Source organism: Synechococcus sp. MVIR-18-1 (assembly GCF_014279835.1).
Lineage (GTDB): Bacteria > Cyanobacteriota > Cyanobacteriia > PCC-6307 > Cyanobiaceae > Synechococcus_C.
This window is the reverse complement of record NZ_CP047942.1, coordinates 2,102,050-2,120,722: the sequence shown is the minus strand read 5'-3', so window position 1 is coordinate 2,120,722 and position 18,673 is coordinate 2,102,050. Positions and strand designations below refer to the sequence as shown.

The 18,673-nt window shown below is 54.2% G+C and carries 19 protein-coding genes and 2 rRNA genes; 7 read left to right on the top strand and 14 right to left on the bottom strand.

The window, feature by feature from the left end:
- The first annotated feature begins 223 nt into the window (after positions 1-223).
- From SynMVIR181_RS11505 to SynMVIR181_RS11490, 4 genes are all read left to right on the top strand, one after another.
- Positions 224-3,089, top strand: a 23S ribosomal RNA gene (locus SynMVIR181_RS11505).
- A gap of 113 nt (positions 3,090-3,202) precedes the next feature.
- Positions 3,203-3,319 (top strand): 5S ribosomal RNA (gene rrf / locus SynMVIR181_RS11500).
- 98 nt (positions 3,320-3,417) lie between these two features.
- On the top strand, positions 3,418-4,350 hold the full coding sequence (locus tag SynMVIR181_RS11495; RefSeq protein WP_186590653.1) for a YihY/virulence factor BrkB family protein: 933 nt from the start codon (positions 3,418-3,420) through the stop codon (positions 4,348-4,350).
- Positions 4,351-4,401: 51 nt separating this feature from the next.
- Positions 4,402-4,752 carry a hypothetical protein gene (locus tag SynMVIR181_RS11490; RefSeq protein WP_186589320.1) on the top strand — a complete coding sequence of 117 codons (351 nt, stop codon included), beginning with the start codon at positions 4,402-4,404 and terminating at the stop codon, positions 4,750-4,752.
- A 3-nt stretch (positions 4,753-4,755) separates the two neighbouring features.
- On the opposite strand, the gene SynMVIR181_RS11485 is transcribed toward SynMVIR181_RS11490, so the two are convergent.
- The 7 genes from SynMVIR181_RS11485 to SynMVIR181_RS11455 form a co-directional block, all read right to left on the bottom strand.
- Complete coding sequence (locus SynMVIR181_RS11485; RefSeq protein ID WP_186589319.1) at positions 4,756-5,112, bottom strand: DUF2834 domain-containing protein; 357 nt, start codon at positions 5,110-5,112, stop codon at positions 4,756-4,758.
- The gene (gene xseB / locus SynMVIR181_RS11480; RefSeq protein WP_186589318.1) at positions 5,105-5,389 is read right to left on the bottom strand and encodes an exodeoxyribonuclease VII small subunit; all 285 of its coding nucleotides are present in this window, start codon (positions 5,387-5,389) and stop codon (positions 5,105-5,107) included. Before xseB ends, SynMVIR181_RS11485 begins: the two co-directional genes overlap by 8 nt.
- Before the next feature lie 5 nt (positions 5,390-5,394).
- On the bottom strand, positions 5,395-6,567 hold the full coding sequence (gene xseA / locus SynMVIR181_RS11475; RefSeq protein WP_186590652.1) for an exodeoxyribonuclease VII large subunit: 1,173 nt from the start codon (positions 6,565-6,567) through the stop codon (positions 5,395-5,397).
- A gap of 278 nt (positions 6,568-6,845) precedes the next feature.
- Positions 6,846-7,136: a chlorophyll a/b-binding protein gene (locus tag SynMVIR181_RS13350; RefSeq protein ID WP_255444292.1), complete on the bottom strand. Its 291-nt coding sequence runs from the start codon at positions 7,134-7,136 to the stop codon at positions 6,846-6,848.
- On the bottom strand, positions 7,079-9,637 hold the full coding sequence (gene hrpB / locus SynMVIR181_RS11465) for an ATP-dependent helicase HrpB (RefSeq protein ID WP_186589316.1): 2,559 nt from the start codon (positions 9,635-9,637) through the stop codon (positions 7,079-7,081). Before hrpB ends, SynMVIR181_RS13350 begins: the two co-directional genes overlap by 58 nt.
- A 218-nt stretch (positions 9,638-9,855) precedes the next feature.
- Entirely contained in the window at positions 9,856-10,239 is a 384-nt protein-coding gene (locus SynMVIR181_RS11460; protein ID WP_186523934.1) for a hypothetical protein, read from the bottom strand.
- Between the two features lie 57 nt (positions 10,240-10,296).
- Positions 10,297-10,554, bottom strand: coding sequence for a DUF2973 domain-containing protein (locus SynMVIR181_RS11455; protein ID WP_186525645.1), 258 nt, complete (start codon positions 10,552-10,554; stop codon positions 10,297-10,299).
- Positions 10,555-10,801: 247 nt separating this feature from the next.
- Here SynMVIR181_RS11455 and SynMVIR181_RS11450 point away from each other — a divergent pair, with 247 nt between their 5' ends.
- Positions 10,802-11,863 (top strand): trypsin-like peptidase domain-containing protein, encoded by a 1,062-nt coding sequence (locus tag SynMVIR181_RS11450; RefSeq protein WP_255444521.1) that lies wholly within the window; start codon positions 10,802-10,804, stop codon positions 11,861-11,863.
- An 18-nt stretch (positions 11,864-11,881) separates the two neighbouring features.
- On the opposite strand, the gene SynMVIR181_RS11445 is transcribed toward SynMVIR181_RS11450, so the two are convergent.
- Positions 11,882-12,067, bottom strand: a complete 186-nt coding sequence (locus SynMVIR181_RS11445) for a hypothetical protein (protein WP_186525744.1) — start codon at positions 12,065-12,067, stop codon at positions 11,882-11,884.
- A 117-nt stretch (positions 12,068-12,184) separates the two neighbouring features.
- Complete coding sequence (locus tag SynMVIR181_RS11440) at positions 12,185-13,909, bottom strand: ATP-binding cassette domain-containing protein (RefSeq protein ID WP_186590651.1); 1,725 nt, start codon at positions 13,907-13,909, stop codon at positions 12,185-12,187.
- Positions 13,910-13,939: 30 nt separating this feature from the next.
- On the opposite strand from SynMVIR181_RS11440, the gene SynMVIR181_RS11435 reads away from it, so the two are divergent.
- Positions 13,940-14,203 carry a hypothetical protein gene (locus SynMVIR181_RS11435; protein WP_370593851.1) on the top strand — a complete coding sequence of 88 codons (264 nt, stop codon included), beginning with the start codon at positions 13,940-13,942 and terminating at the stop codon, positions 14,201-14,203.
- Here the strand turns inward: SynMVIR181_RS11435 and SynMVIR181_RS11430 are convergent.
- Together SynMVIR181_RS11430 and SynMVIR181_RS11425 are read right to left on the bottom strand one after the other, a co-directional pair.
- Complete coding sequence (locus SynMVIR181_RS11430; protein WP_006854525.1) at positions 14,181-14,408, bottom strand: hypothetical protein; 228 nt, start codon at positions 14,406-14,408, stop codon at positions 14,181-14,183. The two genes, SynMVIR181_RS11435 and SynMVIR181_RS11430, sit on opposite strands and share 23 nt — an antisense overlap.
- Positions 14,409-14,488: 80 nt before the next feature.
- Positions 14,489-14,836 (bottom strand): hypothetical protein, encoded by a 348-nt coding sequence (locus tag SynMVIR181_RS11425; protein WP_186523932.1) that lies wholly within the window; start codon positions 14,834-14,836, stop codon positions 14,489-14,491.
- Between the two features lie 137 nt (positions 14,837-14,973).
- Here SynMVIR181_RS11425 and SynMVIR181_RS11420 point away from each other — a divergent pair, with 137 nt between their 5' ends.
- Positions 14,974-15,285, top strand: coding sequence for a hypothetical protein (locus tag SynMVIR181_RS11420; RefSeq protein ID WP_186523931.1), 312 nt, complete (start codon positions 14,974-14,976; stop codon positions 15,283-15,285).
- Positions 15,286-15,292: 7 nt separating this feature from the next.
- Here SynMVIR181_RS11420 and SynMVIR181_RS11415 read toward each other — a convergent pair whose 3' ends face one another.
- Genes SynMVIR181_RS11415 through SynMVIR181_RS11405 form a run of 3 tightly spaced genes read right to left on the bottom strand, consistent with a single transcriptional unit; the run spans position 15,293 to position 18,583 of the window.
- The gene (locus tag SynMVIR181_RS11415) at positions 15,293-16,447 is read right to left on the bottom strand and encodes an anhydro-N-acetylmuramic acid kinase (protein WP_186589314.1); all 1,155 of its coding nucleotides are present in this window, start codon (positions 16,445-16,447) and stop codon (positions 15,293-15,295) included.
- Positions 16,448-16,450: 3 nt separating this feature from the next.
- Positions 16,451-17,155 (bottom strand): TrkA family potassium uptake protein, encoded by a 705-nt coding sequence (locus SynMVIR181_RS11410; protein ID WP_186523929.1) that lies wholly within the window; start codon positions 17,153-17,155, stop codon positions 16,451-16,453.
- Between the two features lie 24 nt (positions 17,156-17,179).
- Positions 17,180-18,583 (bottom strand): TrkH family potassium uptake protein, encoded by a 1,404-nt coding sequence (locus tag SynMVIR181_RS11405; RefSeq protein ID WP_186589313.1) that lies wholly within the window; start codon positions 18,581-18,583, stop codon positions 17,180-17,182.
- Between the last annotated feature and the right edge of the window lie 90 nt (positions 18,584-18,673).

Below are 18,673 nucleotides of genomic sequence, written 5' to 3'. Positions count from 1 at the left end.
ACCTTGACAACTGCATAGTAAGTCTGGAAAGAATAAAGCATCTTTATGGATGCATCATTCTTGAGTGTTAATTCACGATGGGATGGTGTTAATTCTAAGCAAGAGCCGAGACTCCAGCATGTTCTTTCAAATGTGTCGAGCATTTGAGAGTTTGATTTTAATTTCTACTTGTAGAAGTTAGAAGAATCTGTTTCAACGACAGCAAGCGTGTTGGAGATACATTGGTCAAGCTACAAAGGGCTCACGGCGGATACCTTGGCACACAGAGGCGATGAAGGACGTGGTTACCTGCGATAAGTCTCGGGGAGCTGGAAACACGCTTTGATCCGGGAATTTCCGAATGGGGCAACCCTTAGAACGGCCAGCTGAATCTATAGGCTGGCGCGAGCCAACCCAGCGAACTGAAACATCTTAGTAGCTGGAGGAAAGGAAAGTAAAAACGACTCCCTAAGTAGCGGCGAGCGAACGGGGAAGAGCCTAAACCAATGGTTTCGACCATTGGGGTTGTGGGACAGCAACGTGGATCAGGAATGTTAGTGGAAGTGTTTGAAAGACACGCCATAGAAGGTGAAAGCCCCGTACACGAAAACTGAACTGACCTAGCTGTATCCCGAGTAGCACGGAGCACGTGGAATTCCGTGTGAATCAGCGAGGACCACCTCGTAAGGCTAAGTACTCCTGTGTGACCGATAGCGAAACAGTACCGCGAGGGAAAGGTGAAAAGAACCCCGGGAGGGGAGTGAAATAGAACATGAAACCGTGAGCCTACAAGCAATGGGAGCCCTACTAATAGGGTGACCGTGTGCCTGTTGAAGAATGAGCCGGCGACTTATAGGCACTGGCGGGTTAAACCGGAAATGGTGGAGCCATAGCGAAAGCGAGTCTGAATAGGGCGTTTGTCAGTGTTTATAGACCCGAACCCGGGTGATCTAACCATGGCCAGGATGAAGCTTGGGTGATACCAAGTGGAGGTCCGAACCGACTGACGTTGAAAAGTCAGCGGATGAGCTGTGGTTAGGGGTGAAATGCCAATCGAACCCGGAGCTAGCTGGTTCTCCCCGAAATACGTTGAGGCGTAGCGTCTCGTGCTCCAGCAGGGGGGTAAAGCCACCATTTCGGTGCGGGCTGCGAGAGCGGTACCAAATCGAGATGAACTCTGAATACCCTGTGTGTAGCGAGGCAGTCAGACTGTGGGGGATAAGCTCCATGGTCGAGAGGGAAACAGCCCAGACCGCCAGCTAAGGTCCCCAAATCAACACTAAGTGATAAAGGAGGTGGGATTGCCCAGACAACCAGGAGGTTTGCCTAGAAGCAGCCATCCTCAAAGGAGTGCGTAATAGCTCACTGGTCGAGCGATCCTGCGCCGAAAATGAATGGGGCTAAGTGTTGTACCGAAGCTGCGGATTTATGGTAGGGGAGCGTTCTATGTGGGGCGAAGCGTTAGCGTGAGCGGGCGTGGACTGCATAGAAGTGAGAATGTCGGCTTGAGTAGCGAAAACATGGGTGAGAATCCCATGCACCGAAACCCTAAGGGTTCCTCCGGCAGGCTCGTCCGCGGAGGGTTAGTCTGGACCTAAGGCGAGGCCGAAAGGCGTAGTCGATGGATAACAGGTCAACATTCCTGTACCGGTTATGTTTTGGGAAGAGGGACGGAGAAGGCTAGCCAAGCCAGATGTTGGTTACTGGTTCAAGCGTTCGAGGCGTTGAGGATCGGCGAAAACGATCCGAGCTGAGGCGTGAGTACGAGCTGCTACGGCAGCGAAGTTGGTGATGTCATGCTTCCAAGAAAAGCTCTATACCCGTTAAGGCATAACTGCCAGTACCCGAAACCGACACAGGTGGGGTGGTAGAGAATACCGAGGTGCGCGAGGTAACTCTCTCTAAGGAACTCGGCAAAATGGCCCCGTAACTTCGGGAGAAGGGGTGCCACAGCAATGTGGTCGCAGTGAAGAGGCCCTGGCGACTGTTTACCAAAAACACAGGTCTCCGCTAAGTCGCAAGACGATGTATGGGGGCTGACGCCTGCCCAGTGCCGGAAGGTTAAGGAAGCCGGTCAGCGTAAGCGAAGCTGGCGACTGAAGCCCCGGTGAACGGCGGCCGTAACTATAACGGTCCTAAGGTAGCGAAATTCCTTGTCGGGTAAGTTCCGACCCGCACGAAAGGCGTAACGATCAGGGCGCTGTCTCGGAGAGAGGCTCGGCGAAATAGAATTGTCTGTGAAGATGCGGACTACATACACCCGGACAGAAAGACCCTATGAAGCTTTACTGTAGCTTGGTATTGTGCCCGGGCTCTGAATGCGCAGGATAGGTGGGAGACGTTGATCTAGTGCTCGTGGGTACTAGGGAGTCAATGGTGAGATACCACTCTTTCAGAGCTAGGGTTCTAACGTTCACCCGTTATCCGGGGAGCGGACAGTATCAGGTGGGCAGTTTGACTGGGGCGGTCGCCTCCTAAAAGGTAACGGAGGCGCGCAAAGGTTTCCTCAGGCTGGTTGGAAATCAGCCGACGAGTGCAAAAGCAGAAGGAAGCTTGACTGTGAGACCTACAAGTCGAACAGGGACGAAAGTCGGCTTTAGTGATCCGACGGTTCTGAGTGGAAGGGCCGTCGCTCAACGGATAAAAGTTACTCTAGGGATAACAGGCTGATCTCCCCCAAGAGTTCACATCGACGGGGAGGTTTGGCACCTCGATGTCGGCTCATCGCAACCTGGGGCTGAAGTCGGTCCCAAGGGTTGGGCTGTTCGCCCATTAAAGCGGTACGCGAGCTGGGTTCAGAACGTCGTGAGACAGTTCGGTCCATATCCGGTGTATGCGTAGGAATATTGAGAGGATTTCTCCCTAGTACGAGAGGACCGGGAGGAACGCACCTCTGGTGTACCAGTTATCGTGCCAACGGTAAACGCTGGGTAGCCATGTGCGGAGTGGATAACCGCTGAAAGCATCTAAGTGGGAAGCCCACCTCAAGATGAGTATTCCCATGGGGTAACCCAGTAAGGTCACGGGAAGAACACCCGTTGATAGGCTCTACGTCGAAGTTCAGTAATGGATGCAGCGGAGGAGTACTAATAGACCGAGGGCTTGACCAACACTTGGTTCTTGCCTTTAAAGACTTTATTTAATCCAGATTGCATCAATAAAACGAAAGTTGAGTTGATGCCGCTATGCAGTTCTCAGGGGTCAAACCTTGGGAATTTTCTATCCTGGTGTCCATAGCGCTGTGGAACCACTCCGATCCATCTCGAACTCGGTTGTGAAACGCAGCAGCGGCGACGATATTTGGGGGGTAGCCCCCTGAGAAAATAGCTCGATGCCAGGTAAAAACATTCCAAACGAAGAAAGCCATCCCTTGAAGGGGTGGCTTTTTTTGTGCTTATTGTCTTGTTAGTTTGGTATTCATTGGTGCCAGCACCTGCCATGGCTACTTATAAACCACTGAAAAGGTTGGTTCGTAGCCTTTGGTGCGCCTGTTTGCGTTGGGCGAAGTGCGATTGTGTGGATCTGAGTGCTGCATTCGCTTACTACACGCTGCAGTCAATCTTCCCTATTTTGCTGATTTCGTTATCAATTGCCTCGTGGTTTCTTGGGCGGCAAGATGCCTTGGAGAGCAAGATTGTTGCGTATGCAAGTGGTGTCTTGCCGCCATCAGCAGTTGTGATTGTGCAAAACACGCTGATGCAGTTAGTCCGTCAGGGGTTTGGCGCTGGTTTGCTGGGTGCGGGTGTGTTGTTACTTACTGCAGGCAATGTATATCTGACATTGCAACGTGGATCGGAAAGACTTTGGAATGGTGTGATTGCACCCCAACAGCGAAACTTGCCCTTCAAGCTTCAAGCTGTTCAGTTTATTCGGAACAGGCTTGAAGCCTTTTTTGTTGTGATCTTGATAGGACTCTTGGTTGTCCTTGATCAGCTCAGTGCCAATGTCCGCATGATTCCTGCTGATGCTTTGTCCGAGTTGTCATTGACGATCCCTTGGCTTGGGACTCTCCTTTCTCATATCCCAGTCTTGCAATTTGGTCGGTTGATGGTTCCATTCTTTGGGTTTTCACTTTCAGCACTATCGCTTCAATTTTTGCTGCCTAGTCGTCGAGTCCCATTTAGGCCGCTCATCCCAGGTTCGTTATTGATTGGCTTTGCTCTTACTGTTCTTAATCTTGCGGTGAGTCGTAGCATCCTCTCCCTGGGGTCTCGCTTTCAGGCCTATGGAGTGATTGGCAGTGTTCTGGTTCTCACCTTGTGGGTTTGGATGGTGGGTGTTGTGATTTATTTTGGCCAATGTTGGAGCGTTGAGCTTGCGAAGGCCTCTGCCAGTCATACCAGGAATCCAAATAAATCCATCCGTGCCTGAATGCAAAAAAACAGCGATTATGAGAGCATCGTTCGTATGGAGTGTTGATTGATGGGACGTTTCCCTCCACTCCTCTGGTTGCTTTTACTAGCGCTGTTGCTGCTACCTACGGCAGCAGGCCGTGTTCTGCTTGATTTGGCTGGAGGTCTCCTGATCACACTGCTTGCTTTGCCCGTTGTCCTCGGTGGTTTGGGGTGGATTGGTTGGAAGGTGTTGCAGAGCCGGGTAAGAACGTGTGAGGCTTGTGGCTTGAGCACGATGACGAGAGACGCTCAATGCCCTGCTTGCGGATCTCCTCTCCCGGCAAGAACATCTGGTGCATCAAAGGAGAAAGCCGTTGATGATTCACTGCCAGCAAGTGATGTCACTATCGATATCAAAGCTGAGGATGTAGATCCCTAGCTCTCAATTTGTATCTTGTTCTGAATTGATTGCCATTAATTTGCGTTCCCGCAAATACAGGAAGAGTGGGCCTCCACATGCGAATGAAATGCTGAAGCTCACGATTAAAGCGATCCACCAACCCTTGATCTGTAGCTTTCTTCCTTCGGTAACGATCCAAATACTGAAGGCTGATGCGGCAATCACGAGATCTCTGTTTAAAGAGCGGGAGGCTGCATTGATATTGGCATCTTGGATGAAAGTTTGGAGATCAAATCCACCACCAGGATTCATTTGCATGAATTCGAGATTGGCTTGCCAAGGGAGGATGGCTCCAAGGATGGCAAGCAAGAGGTAAATCCATGGGAGAGATTTATTCATTGTTGCTTGTGTCGAGCGTGCGTTCTTCCATCGTATTCGGATCGAGTTGGCGTACTGATTGCTCTACCTGGCTGAGAAGTAAGTCACAGCGATCGAGGTAGATCGACGCATGCGCATGATTTTTCTGTAGATCCGCTAATGGAATGGAATCGTCTTGCAATTGGCCAAGCAGTACATCGAGAGCCTGTAAGGCCTCTTCATAGCTGAGCTGGGATGCATCTTCTCTCCAAGTGTCCTGTTCAGATGTCTTTGATGGTTCGGGCTTTTTTCGTGGCATGTCAGTTAGAGAGATGCTTGTGAGTTAGAACTTTCATTCGCTTGAATGGTTTTGGTGATGGCTTGAACCACACCATCCTTGAGGCGAATGTGTACCTGTTCATTGAGGCAGATGTCATCAATGCTTTGAACGGGTTGTCCGTTTGCTGTATGGAGCATCGCAAAGCCCCGATGGAGCCATCGTTGGGGTGAAAGAGCGAGCAACAATTGCTGCCGCTGTTCCCATTGATTGCGTCGACGTTGTAGGGCCACAGCAGGCCGAAGTGTATGGAGTTGCAGGTGTCGTTCTTTTAGTCGTGAGCTGGCTTGCTCTAGTCGCCAGCGTTTGTATTCGCTAAGGCGTGTGCGCCTTTGGCTGATGGTTTGTTGTGCCGACTCCTTGCTCGGCATCAGTGTGACCATGGCGGCTGTTGGCGTTGCGGCTCGATGGTCTGCCACGAGATCAGCAACGGTGAGATCATCTTCATGGCCCAGCCCAGTTACAACTGGCAGTGGGAAGCTGGCCAAGATTCGGCAAACGTCCGCATCATCAAAGACCATCAAATCTTCTCGGCTTCCTCCCCCGCGGGCGAGCACGATCGCGTCCAATCTGAGCTGATGATGTTGTTCCGCAAGGCGACTTAGAACCCCGCAAATGACCGGCGCGACCTCCCCTTGGACGGGGATCGGAACCACAAGAAGCTCGCTCAAAGGCCATCGCTCTTGTGCGGTACGCAGCATGTCTGCGAGGGCTGAGCTTGGAACGCTTGTGAGGACGGCTAATCGTTTGGGGTAAGCCGGCAATTTTCGACGCCGGCCGGGATCAATGACGCCCTCCTCGAGCAACTGTGCTTTGACCGTTTCAAACCGTCGCAACACGGTGGTCAAGCTGGGCCTCATATCGAGAACCTGAACAGCAAGGCTCGCTCGTGCTGACCAAAAATTGAGCCTGCCAATCACGGTGACTCCGTCGCCGTCGGCAGGAACAAAGTCCAACTGTTTTAACTTTGAAGCCCAGGCCACGGCAGTGATGCTGGCATCTCCATCACTCAAGGTGAGCCAGAGATGGCCCTTTTTGACTTGAGGCCTCGATGCTGTTGATTGGATCACAAATCGAGGCGCAAAACCCCGCTCCAACAGCATTCCAATCGCGTTGTTGAGTTCGCGGACGGAGTAGGTAGGAAGTGATTCAGCGCTCAAGACGTTGGTATGCCAATCCCCAGTAAACGCAGATGATCCCAGAAACAATGCTCAGGATGATTCCCCACGTCTGGTGAACCTGCGTCAATCCGATGGCTAAGAAAACGAGCATGCTGCTCAGCAGCCTGGCGCCTTCACGGCGACTGCTAGCAAAGAAGGGAAGCATTGCTAACGACGCGAATCTCACCAGTTTGGCCTAACGGGTGGATCCCATTAAAAAATCCCATCAAATGAATGATGGGATTCAAAGCTGGGACTCATCCCCAGCAGCGGCCGAATCAACCGAGGCCAACCTGAGTCAGGATGCCTTGACCGGTGAGAAGCTCGGTGCCAAGTCCGATGACGAAACCAAGCATGGCAAGACGGCCATTCCAGGTTTCAGCAAAATTTACGAATCCAAAGCGGGCTGCGTTGTCAGACATGTGAAACTCCGTTACTCCTGCATCGTAACAAACCGTAGCGATCTCTTGACTGTTCCTTTGGATACATTTATAGGGATGCGATGAGCACCTCAAGGGCGGGCCTTCCTTTTCGCTGTGGGTTCGGCATGGGCTGGATCCTCTGGCCATGGATGCTTTGGGTAGCGACCGCGCATTTCCTTTCGCACCTGTTGGTAGCTTCCCTGCCAAAACCCAGCGAGGTCTCGGGTGCGTTGAAGCGGGCGTCCTGCGGGGGATAACAATTCAATGGTCACGAGGAGTTGGCCATTTAAAACAGCAGGTCCCTCAAGGCAGCCAAACATTTCTTGCAGCTTGACCGACAGCACAATGTCGTCGTTTTGATAATCCAGTGCTGCATTGCGCCCTGATGGGATTTTGATCTGCGTTGGTAAAAGCTGATCGAGTTGCTGCCGGTTCGACCAGGTGAGATCACCCCAAAGAGCTTCCATCAGTTGCTCTTCCTTGACGTCGTCCCAGCCTCTGCAACCCATCAAAGTGTCTCCAATCCAGGAGTCTGGATGCTTTACCAGGTGTTGAAGGTTGCGTAGCGGCCACGGCTTCCCTAGCTGATGGTGGGCTAAAGCGAGACGACTGCGAAGTTGTTCCGTTCGCTGGCTCCAGGGCAGTGCCGACAGACCATCCTTGCTGAGTTGCTTGACCAAGACGTCCCGGCTTTGTTCACAAGACGCATGTTGTTGAGGCTGACGCTCAAGTTCCAGCGCACCAAGCTGCAAGACCCGTTCAGCTCTGATCCGCTTGGTTAGCTCGTCCCACAGCACACGCTCTTGCCAGTCACCGTTTTGATCTGCAAGGTCCCTAACCCACTGATGTGTCAGGGGTAGCGCTAAACGGATCTTGGCTCTCGTGTCACCGAGGTCAAGCTGTGCAATCGCAAGTGCCTCAGCTCCATCGAGTGGATCGCTGACCTGCAGAGCCGCACCGCGCCCTTGGCGCAGCAGAAATTGTCCGCGTTGTCCTGGACGGGCCACTGCAATCCATTCTGGAAAAGCTGTTGCAATCAGCTGTGCTGCGAGTTGCTCGTCTGTGGCCTCAATGGTTTGGGGCGCTTGCTCCTGTTCGAATTGACCAAGTTGTTGAACCCAACGACGGCTCTGATCGAGGACTGTCCTGAGGCGATCGGCTGCTGCCCGATCCCCTGAAATTCGTGTTGAGCTCCGGTGGTCTCGGAGCAAGAGCATGCGAGCCCAGAGGTCGCTGCCGTGGTTGTTGTGGCTTAATAGATCGCGTTCATTGAGGATGGAAGCGAGATCGGCTCCTAGTTGTGGTCTCCCCATGGCACGCGCTTTCAGAAGAAGCAATCCCAGGCGCGGATGGGCACCAAATCGAGCCAATTTCTGCCCGGTGTCCGTGGGACGTCCCTCTTGAGTTAGTGCTCCCAGCTCAATCAATTGCCGTCGGCCTTCCTGAAGTGCGGCCCTCGGAGGGGGCTCCAGCCATGGCAAAGATTCGCCTAGACCAGCACCCCAGAGTGCAAGATCAAGAACCGTGGGTTGAGGGTCAGCTCGCTGCAATTCAGGGATGTCATGGGCTGGCCTTCGTTGCTGTTCGGCAGGAGACCAGAGCCTGATGCAACGACCAGCGTTTTGGCGTCCAGCACGGCCTCGCCGCTGATCAGCACTGGCCTGACTGGCTGGCACTGTGATCAGTCCCTCCATTCCGGTTCCAGGATCAAATTGGGTGTGTCGCGTGAGTCCGCAATCGATCACAAGGCGAACACCATCCAGAGTGAGGGAACTTTCAGCGATGGACGTTGCCAAAATCACGCGTCCGTCGTGCTTGTGGTTGCAAGGTTTTAGGGCTCTCCCCTGCTCAGCGAGGGATTGCCTTCCATGCAGAGCGATGACCTCCCATTGGCTCAGCAAGCCTGACTTGAGTAAACGTTGCCGGCAACGTTCGATCTCCCGTAATCCAGGTAAAAAAACCAAGACGGTGGGCGGATGATTGCGACTTTCTTCAGTGATTAGCAGGTGGGTGATCTCCTGCTCAATCGCTCGTAGAACGCGTGCCTCGAGAGGTTCATTCGGTCGGGGCGAGAGGTGTTGCGTCTCAACAGGGAAGGCCTTCCCCTCGCTCGTGAGGACTTGCGCATGAGGTAATCGGGCGCGCAGGTTGGTGAGATCCAGCGTGGCCGACATCAGCAGCAGGCAAAGATCTGGCCTGAGCAGTTCCTGCGCTTCCCGAACCAACGCAAGCGCTAATTCACTGTTTCGACTGCGCTCATGGAATTCATCAAAGATCACGCAGTTAATCCCTGTGAGCTCGGGATCGTTTTGCAGTCGACGGAGGAAGAGGCCATCCGTCATCGCTTCCATCCGCGTGCGAGAGGAGCGCTTTTGCTCATGCCGCACGGAATAGCCCACCCGCTCGCCAATCGGTTCATTCAGGCTGAGCGCGAGCCTGGTTGCGGCAGCCCTTGCCGCAAGTCGCCTGGGCTCAAGCATCAGGGAGCGACCCGGAAGAGGCTCCGTCCCTGCAATTTCTCCAAGAAGTGCCAAGGGCACCCGCGTTGTTTTACCCGCACCTGGCGGGGACTGCAGTAAGACCGTGGCACCTGGAACAAGACTGGCCCGCAGTCTTGGTAGTAAGGGATCAATCGGGTACTCGCCCAACGCCTCTCGCCCTTAGCTGAAAAAGTTGATCATCCCAACGAGCAAAATGCTGCTGAGGGCTCCGAAGGCAGCCAAGAGGCGCACCAGTGAACCAACGCGAACAGGAATGGAGGCCATGAAGAAAACCTTAAGGCCGGTTTGAATTCATTTTTAGCTGAGCTCAGGGAGGATTCTCACTCCCTGGTTGCAGTGCTTCACAACTTGTCCAAACTCAGACGTCAGCGAATGTGCCGTGCGCCGTCAACCGGGTGGTATTCCTCCCCCGTCAGCTCCTCGTAAACGATGGCGGGGAGTCCTGTTTCAAACATTGTTTGCAGCGCTTCTTTGAGATAGGGATTCCAGCCGCCGGTGCTGACATCGCCATGACGCACGGTCCAGTCCCAGGTGCCTTGTAGGTCTCGTGGAATGCGGCCTTCACGATCTCGGCGCGCCACTAAATCCAACGATTCCACCAGCCCTACCTGAATGGGATCTTTCCCGTAGGCAGGAGTCAGGCTGAGCTCAAGCCGAACAGGATCTTCTTTCATCAGCCTTAATCGGAAGCGGGGTGGCAGTTTCACGGATTTAATTACCGCCGCCACAATCCGTGTTCGTTGGTCCACCTAGGAGTCCCCTCTACGAGTCAATCGAGCAACTTAAGCAGTTGCCATTAACCCAACCTATTCACCGGGCTTCGCAGTTGGATTTGGAGGCTCACTATCTCCGCCAAATCGCACAGTCAAAAGATCCTCTTCTGTAAGACGTCCTTCTCCATCAAGGAGCTCTGGATGAATCGTCAGGCGACCTGTCCGGTCGACTTGTTCCGCGACAAGGGGTTTGCCAGCAGCGTTGAATCCGCGTCCCATGACGCGAAAGGCTTGCCACAACAGGACGATGAAGATCAGTCCATAGATGAGAGGAAACAGGCTACTGAGCATGGCAATCACCGCTGAACTCGGAGATGGGCCGAACCATCCCATGCATCATCGCTCTTTTTGGACATAGGGACGCTGATTTTGTGGACCCTGGTCGCATCCAGTCATGAAATCACTGGAAATGGGTCTGTTTTTGTAGGGATTCACTGCTTACGGTCACGTTGACTCAGATCATTGATGACATAGGGACATGGCGGTGTTTAATCCTTTGCTTCCCCTGGTTTGCGCTGGTGCGTTGACCGTTCCAGGGATGTTGATGCAACCGCCGCGAGCCTTCGCATCGGCTCCCCCACAGGCTGTCGCACCAAAATCGTTCGTTGCTCAAGCCGTTGCACGCAGTGGACCGGCTGTTGTCACACTTGAAACACAGCGAACGGTCCGGACGGCTGGTGGAAATGGGCTCCCTCGGAGCGTGATGGCGGATCCATTCCTGCGCCGTTTTTTTGGGATGCAATCTCAAACGGCCCCGCGTTCACGGGTCGAGCGCGGGCAGGGCAGCGGGGTGATTTTTGATGAACAAGGGTTGGTCCTGACCAACGCTCATGTTGTGGAGAATGCGGATCGCGTGATGGTGGGACTGCCTGATGGCAGACGCGTTGCTGGTCGGGTGATTGGACAAGACTCGCTGACGGACCTGGCAGTGGTGCAGTTGGAAACCAGAGGGCCATGGCCTACGGCTCCCTTGGGCAACTCAGATCGTCTTCAGGTGGGGGATTGGGCGATCGCTGTAGGAAATCCATACGGCCTTGAAAACACAGTGACGATGGGGATTGTCAGCAACCTCAATCGCAACATGTCCCAACTGGGCATTTCAGGAAAGCGTCTGGATCTCATCCAGACAGACGCTGCGATCAATCCTGGTAATTCGGGTGGCCCGCTGTTGAACGCCCGTGGTGATGTCATTGGGATCAATACCCTCGTGCGCTCAGGACCAGGGGCTGGCCTCGGTTTCGCAATTCCCATCAACAGGGCACGGTCGATCGCCAGTCAGCTCGTTAAGCAGGGAAGGGCGAGTCATCCCATGGTGGGTGTCGGCCTTTCAACGGTTCCTGCTCCTACACCAGGATCGAGTGCTCCTCCTGGAGCTGTGATTCGATCCGTTGTGCCGGGTGGCCCTGCAGATCGTGGAAACTTGCGCGTCAACGATGTGATCGTGTCGATCGATGGAAAATCCATTAACAATCCCGCTGAAGTTGTTTCAGCGATTGATAGGCATGGCGTGGATCGTCCTTTAACTCTTGATGTGATGCGTTCTGGTCAACGTATTACGCTTTCAATGACACCTGTTGAGATGACATCTTTGCGTCAATAGTCATCTCAATGCTGTTCGTTAGCTGTCGGTGTCTTTGAGTTGTTCTACGCACTGTGTGATGCATTCCCCATCATCGAGGGAGCATGTTGTGATGCACTCGAAGTAGGTTTCAACCGCGTCCCAGGTCTGGGCATGCTCAGCGCTTTCAGTCATGGACGCGGGGGTTCCAGCGGGAGTGACATGACGTGACTGCGTGTTGTTCATGGCCGACTGGGGATCAGTGATGTCAGCCTATCCACACCGTCTGGACTGGTAAAGGGAAATGAGTCTTCCTGCCTAACCAAGTGTGAAGTTTCGTCTTGCGATCGCCGAGATGCTTTGCTACGCAGCGTTCTTTTTGCGAGAGGCGCGCTGTTTTTGCTTGGCGGTGTTCGCTTTGCGCTTGGCTTCTTTCTCAGCACTCAGCCGGTTTGCCTCCGCTTCGGCCTTTTCCTCTACCTTTTTCTCTTGGTAATACGCGTAATTTCCGCGATAGACCACAAGTTCTCCGTCGCGAATTTCCACGATCCTGTTCGCTACACGTGAGATGAAGTAACGGTCATGCGATACCAATAATGCGGCTCCCTCGTAGGCGCATAGTGCATCTTCAAGCATCTGTTTGGCGGGGATGTCGAGATGGTTTGTTGGTTCATCGAGAACCAGCAAATTGCAGGGACTGAGCAACATCAGAGCAAGAGCAAGACGTGCTTTCTCTCCGCCACTAAGTTTGCCAACGTCTTTAAAAACACTGTCATTGCTGAAACAGAAACTCCCCAGCAATGAGCGCACTTGAGTTTGCGTCCAATCAGGAACGGCTTCGAACATGGTTTCGATCACCGTCTTGTTGAGATCGAGGGCTTCGGCTTGGTTTTGTTCGAAATAGCTGGCAATGACGTTGTGTTCCCCGAGCCTTGCTGAACCTTCTTCGGGAGTTTCGACCCCCATGATCAATCGGAGCAGGGTGGACTTTCCGGCTCCGTTGGGACCGACAAAGGCGATCCGATCACCTCTCTCGATTTCGAGATCAGCTTCCATGAAAAGGATGTTTTCCCCGTAGCAATGGGTCATGTTTTCGATCACAGCGACCTGAGCGCCAGATCGTGGTGCCGGGGGGAAGCGGAAACTGGGTCCACCCACTGACTCAACCGGGGCATCAACCCTTTCGACTTTGTCCAACTGCTTCTCTCGGCTTTTTGCCTGGGTGCTGCGCGTTGCACTGGCACGGAATCGATCGATATAGGCCTGTTGGGTTGCGATCTCTTTCTGCTGCCGTTCAAAAGCTGCTTGTGAGGCCTCTTTCTCGAGTGCTTTTTGCTCGAGGTGCGAGGTGTAATTGCCTAAGTACGCCCTCGACACACCTCGCTCAGTACTCACAATTTGATTGCAGACGCGATCCAGAAACGTGCGGTCATGACTGATGACGACCAGTGCAGCTTTTTGTTCGATGAGATATCCCTCGAGCCACTGAATCGTTTCGACATCGAGATGGTTGGTTGGCTCGTCTAACAGAAGAAGATCAGGGTCTTGTAAGAGGATTTTCCCCAGTGCTAGGCGCATTTGCCAGCCACCGGAGTAATCCGAAACCAGGCGGTCTGCCTCATCGAGTTTGAACCCGATAGTGGGGAGAAGTTTGTCGATGCGTGCATCGAGCTCATAGCCATGCAGTCCTTCAAATCGGGTCTGCAGTCGCCCTAGTTCGTGAATGAGCTCATCGAGATGATCGGGGTCTGCCGCTGCGCGGTCTGACCCCATCTCCAATTCAACTTTTTTTTGTTTGTCCAGCACAATGGCGGCCTCCCCAAAGGCTTGAAACAGCTCTTCGCGGACCGTGCGGCTGGGGTCAACATCGAATTCTTGCTGCAGGTAAGCGATTCTTGGCTCACCTTGTTTCACGACTTGCCCACTGCTGGCTTCTTCCATGCCAGCAATCAGCCTGAGCTGAGTTGACTTCCCTGCCCCATTCACGCCAACGAGGCCGATACGGTCACCGGGTTTGACCTCCCAGGTCACATCCCGCAGAACTTCTCCGGTGGGATAAATCTTGCCGACTCGCTCAAGTCGCAGCACGGAGTGGAGGCAGGGAAAGCCCATCATCCCGTGTCGAGGTTTCCAGGCAGACTGCTGGGGCTGGGAGCAGGCTCAATGCGAAGACTGGAGCAGGTCACGGCCCTTGTGGTGGCAGCCGGTCTTGCCGTGATTAGTTATTGGTTGTTTTTTAGTTGGGCAGGAGGAGGAGGAGTGCGAGAACGTTCGACACCCAAGCCAGTCTTAGCGCCCTCTGATCAATCCATTTCTGATCAATCCAGGACGTCCAAAGACTCGCTGGAAGCAGCTGAAATCAAAGCCCTCCCCTCGCCTTGATCAGCCATTGCTTGGTGATCTCGTCGTCGAGGCTATTGAGGTGATCCTTCACCTCTTGGAGCGTGACAGGCAAGTTGAGTTGATTGCCGATCTCACAGATGGAATCGAGGGCTCCAGAAGGATTTTGAAGTGCCTGCCTGAACAATCCCTTGCTGAGGTCTCGATCATTCTCAATGCGTGCGTACAGAGCAGCTGCGTTGGACATGATCGTGATGCTTCTGACGAAACCTTATTCACGCCATCACGAACTGCCATCCCTTCCCCATCCCTTCCCCATGCTGCTCCTTATGCCGCTTGGTCGAGCTCTGTCGCCTTGAGACCGGAGGCTGAGGCGTCTTCCATACTTCGAGCGTCCATGCAAAGCACTTTGCGCAGTTGGGCGTAATTCGCTGCTTGTGATCGGCGTCCGTCTTGAACGGCGCCGTATTCAGCGCGTTGGAGCACGTGATGAAGATGGGTGAGCAGATAGGTGCTGATGACAGCCGAGACGAGCACCTCGCTGTTCTCAGGGGTGCGGCTTGGGCGTCGCTTCTTTCGAGGTTCGTTGCCTTGGCGATTGCTTTGACGAGCGACCGGCTTGCTGCGGCTTGGTAGCTGGGGGGAGCTGACGTCCGGGCTTTGGGAATGGGGCATGGCACTCCTGGAATGGGTCGGCCGAGGGCCTGGCCTGCAGATGGATCAGAGATCTGATCAATGACAGCAGCATAGTGCTGGATACTACCCTTGCGCATCTCTGTACACTTTTAAGTAGCTCTGCCTCTTTCTGGGTCGTGGCCACTCGCCAAAATTCATCCAGTGGGAAGCCAAAGTCACCTCGTATTCAGGTGGTGCTCCCCGAAGATCTTTGCCTCCGCTTGACTGCATTGGCTGAGGATGAATCGCGCACGGTCAGCAACATGGCCAAAGTGTTGATTCAGCAAGGGGTTCAGCGGTACGAACAGGGAGGCGACAGACAGGCTTCGGCTCCCGTTGCGGACGCACATCAGGCGTCAACGGAGCAATTGCGCAACGCCCTGGAGTCGAAGCAAACCGGTCGGTTGCGGGGCGCACCGCGTCGGGTCAGGCTTCACCGCCCGAATTAATCCGAGATCAAGCCGGATTGACGCGTACTCCGAGGACGGCCTCGTGCTCTGCACCCGTAATCGCTGGTGCATTCCCTGGATATCCCAAGTGATGCCACCACGCCAAAAGAGCAAACACCATGGCTTCGCGGCTTTGACTGGGAAGTCTTAGCTCGTCGCTGCGACGCAGTCTTAGGCCTCGGCAGCGTTTGGTGAGTTCTCGCATCAACGTGAGGTTCTGGCTGCCACCTCCAGCGACCAAGAGCTCGATGGGGAGCGGATGGTTTTGGTTGGAGAGCTGTTGCAGATCCTGCGCTACGACAGCGGCTGAGAAGGCTGTGAGCGTTGCGATTTGATCGGCAATCGCTTGTCCTTGCATCTCCTGCAGGCGTCTTGTTAAGTCAGCTCGCCCGAATAATTCACGACCTGTGGACTTGGGGGGGCTGAGCTGGAAGTAAGGCTCAGCGAGCCAGCGGAGAATCAATGCTTCATCGCATTGACCTGTCTCTGCCAATCGGCCGCTCTCGTCGCAGCTTTCCTTGCCTTCGCTGAACTGCTCCATTGCCAAGTCGATCAAGCTATTTGCAGGCCCGCAATCCCAGCCCCTGACGGGTTGGAGTCGATCAGGACCTGCGTCGGGTGGAATGAGGGTGAGATTGGCAATGCCACCCAAATTGAGCAAGGCTCTCCAACCTTTGGTTCGTCCCAATAGGGCCGCATCAGCTTTGGGAACAAGTGGTGCTCCTTGACCTCCAAGGGCTAGATCAGCAGCCCGAAAGTCAAAGATCACAGGGCGTTTCAGCAGTTGTGCCAGCAGGGGTGCTTGCAACATCTGCCAGCTTGCTCCGGGCTGAAGTGCGCCAGTTTCGGCATTTTCCGGTGGGCGATGCCAGAGGGTTTGGCCATGACATCCCACCAGCTGCGCCTGTCCTTCTGGATCGCACTGACGCGCTGCTGCGGCCTGAATCTTGGTGATCGTCTCGGAAAGATTGAGGAGCGTTGACGCGGTTTTGGCTTCGCCTTGTCCTACGGCCAAGATCAGTTGCCGTGTTGAGGCTGGATAGTCCAGCGACGCTGATCGCAGCAGTGTCCAATGGGGATGTTCGGCGGACCCTGAGAGCTCGACAAGGACAGCATCCACGCCATCGGCGCTTGTGCCGCTCATCAGACCGAGAACGCGCATGGCTCAGGTTTTTGGCAGCTCTTGGAGATCGTCGGTCAAACCCATCACCACAAGGACATGACCGTCTTGAAGGACGTGGGACGCCGGTGGGTTGACCATGAGTTCTTTTGCAGGACCTGCCGCAAGAACATTCACTCGGAAGTTCTTGCGCAGGTTTAGGTCTCGAAGCGAGCGTCCCACGAACCGGCCTGGGACCTTGATCTCTTCAATTGAATGATGCTTATCGAGTTCAAGCCGCTCCATCAAGTTGGGGCGCACCAATTCCACACCCAAGCGTTCTCCCTGCATTCGGGAGGGAAAGACCACCCGATCAGCCCCCACGCGCTTGAGCATTTTTTCGTGCAAATCGCTGGTGGCTCTTGCAATCACGCGACGAACTTTGCTCCCTGCACTGTCTTTGGCAATCAGGGTGGCCGTGATGCTGGCTTCAATGGGTTCGCTGATGGCGACAACCACGGTTTCCATATCGAGAATCCCCGCTTCACGAAGCGCTTCCTCATCGGTGCAGTCCACGATGCGCGCTTCGATCGACGGCTCGAGTTGGCGTAGTTCCTCGATGGCCTTTGAAGAACGGTCCACAGCAAGAACTTCAGCACCGTTTTGCATCAGTTCCTTGCAGACAGCACTTCCGAAACGACCCAAGCCCACAATCCCAAAGCTTGAAGGTTCTGCCTGGTTGGATTGGGACCAATGCCACCACTCCCTCACTGCATTTCTCCTAGGGATCGGTGATCAGACATAGAGATCCTCACGGGGATAACCAACACGATTCTCGCGCTGTAGATGTCCGCGGTTAAAACTCTCCCAAATGGCGCTTAAAAGTAAAAGGATGCCCAGTCGTCCCACAAACATTCCTATCACCAGCACAAACTGTCCAAAAGGAGCCAGTTGGCGCGTGACACCTAGATCCAATCCAACGGTGGCAAAGGCGGAAATACACGTAAATATCAGCTCCAGGAAGGTGAAGGGTTCTTCTCCGCTGATATTGCTGCTTAAAGCCAATAACAAAGCCATCCCCAGCACAAAGAGTAGGGAGGCAACCGTGATGCTCAGAGCGCGCAGCACCACTTTGTCTGAGATTTGTCGATGACGAATCACCACATCGTTGTGACCGCGAAGGGTGGAGCGCGTAGCGGCCATGAGGGCCGCCACCGTTGTGGTTTTGATCCCGCCACCTGTTCCGCCTGGACTCGCACCGATGAACATCAGGGTCATTACCAACAACAGGCCTGAATCAGAAATGCTGTTCAGAGAGAGGGGCACCGTCGTGAATCCAGCGGTTCTAGAACTCACTGATTCAAAAAGGGCGCTCATCAACCGTTCGCCCCAACCCATCCCTGTGAGCACATGGCCCCTCGAGAGTGATTCTGTCAGCATTAATCCGAAGGTCCCGATCAGGATCAGAAGGCCAGAGGTACGCAGAACGAGCCGAGTGTGAAGGCTGAGATGACGCCGTCTTAGCCGTTGACGGTTGATCCAAAGGTCATTGGTGACACGCCATCCAAGTCCGCCCAGGACCACCAACACCATGATCACTGCGTTGACCGTGCTGTTTGTGCGATACGTCTCAAGACTGTCATTCCACAGTCCAAAGCCAGCGTTGTTGTATGCAGAAATGCTGTGAAAGAGCGCTGCCCACAGGCGTTCGCCTCCAGGAGCAATGTCTGTGAACCCAAAGACGTAGAGCATGAACGCCCCAAACAAGATCAGCACCACGGCGGTGAGCGCAATTCCGCGAAAGGTGGTTCCGACGCCCCCAACCCCAAACTCATCGAGGGTTTGACCACGATCGAGGCGACGTCGAAGAGCGGTTCCGCGAACCACAAACCCCTGCAGAAACGTGGTGACCGCCATCAATCCCAGGCCTCCGACCATGATCATCATGGCCAGCACGATCTGCCCGGGGCGGGTCAGATCTTCGCGGATGTCGATCACTGAAAGCCCTGTCACGGTCACGGCTGATGTGGCTGTGAAGAAGGCTTCCCAAAGGCCCACTCTGGAGCTTGAACACAGCGGCGTCGCGAGGATCAGTGTGCCGGCTGCGATGACAAGTAACCCCGTCACAACGGTGAACTGTGGAATCGTGAGGCGGCGGTACCAGGCCTGAGTGCGGTGAATGGCGTAGGGAATCGGCATTGCGCTTACCTTCCTTCCTGTGGCGAAACGCCCAATGCAGCACTCCTGCGCGTCAGCATCAAACCAGGCCGACCTAGCGTTTGGGAGATG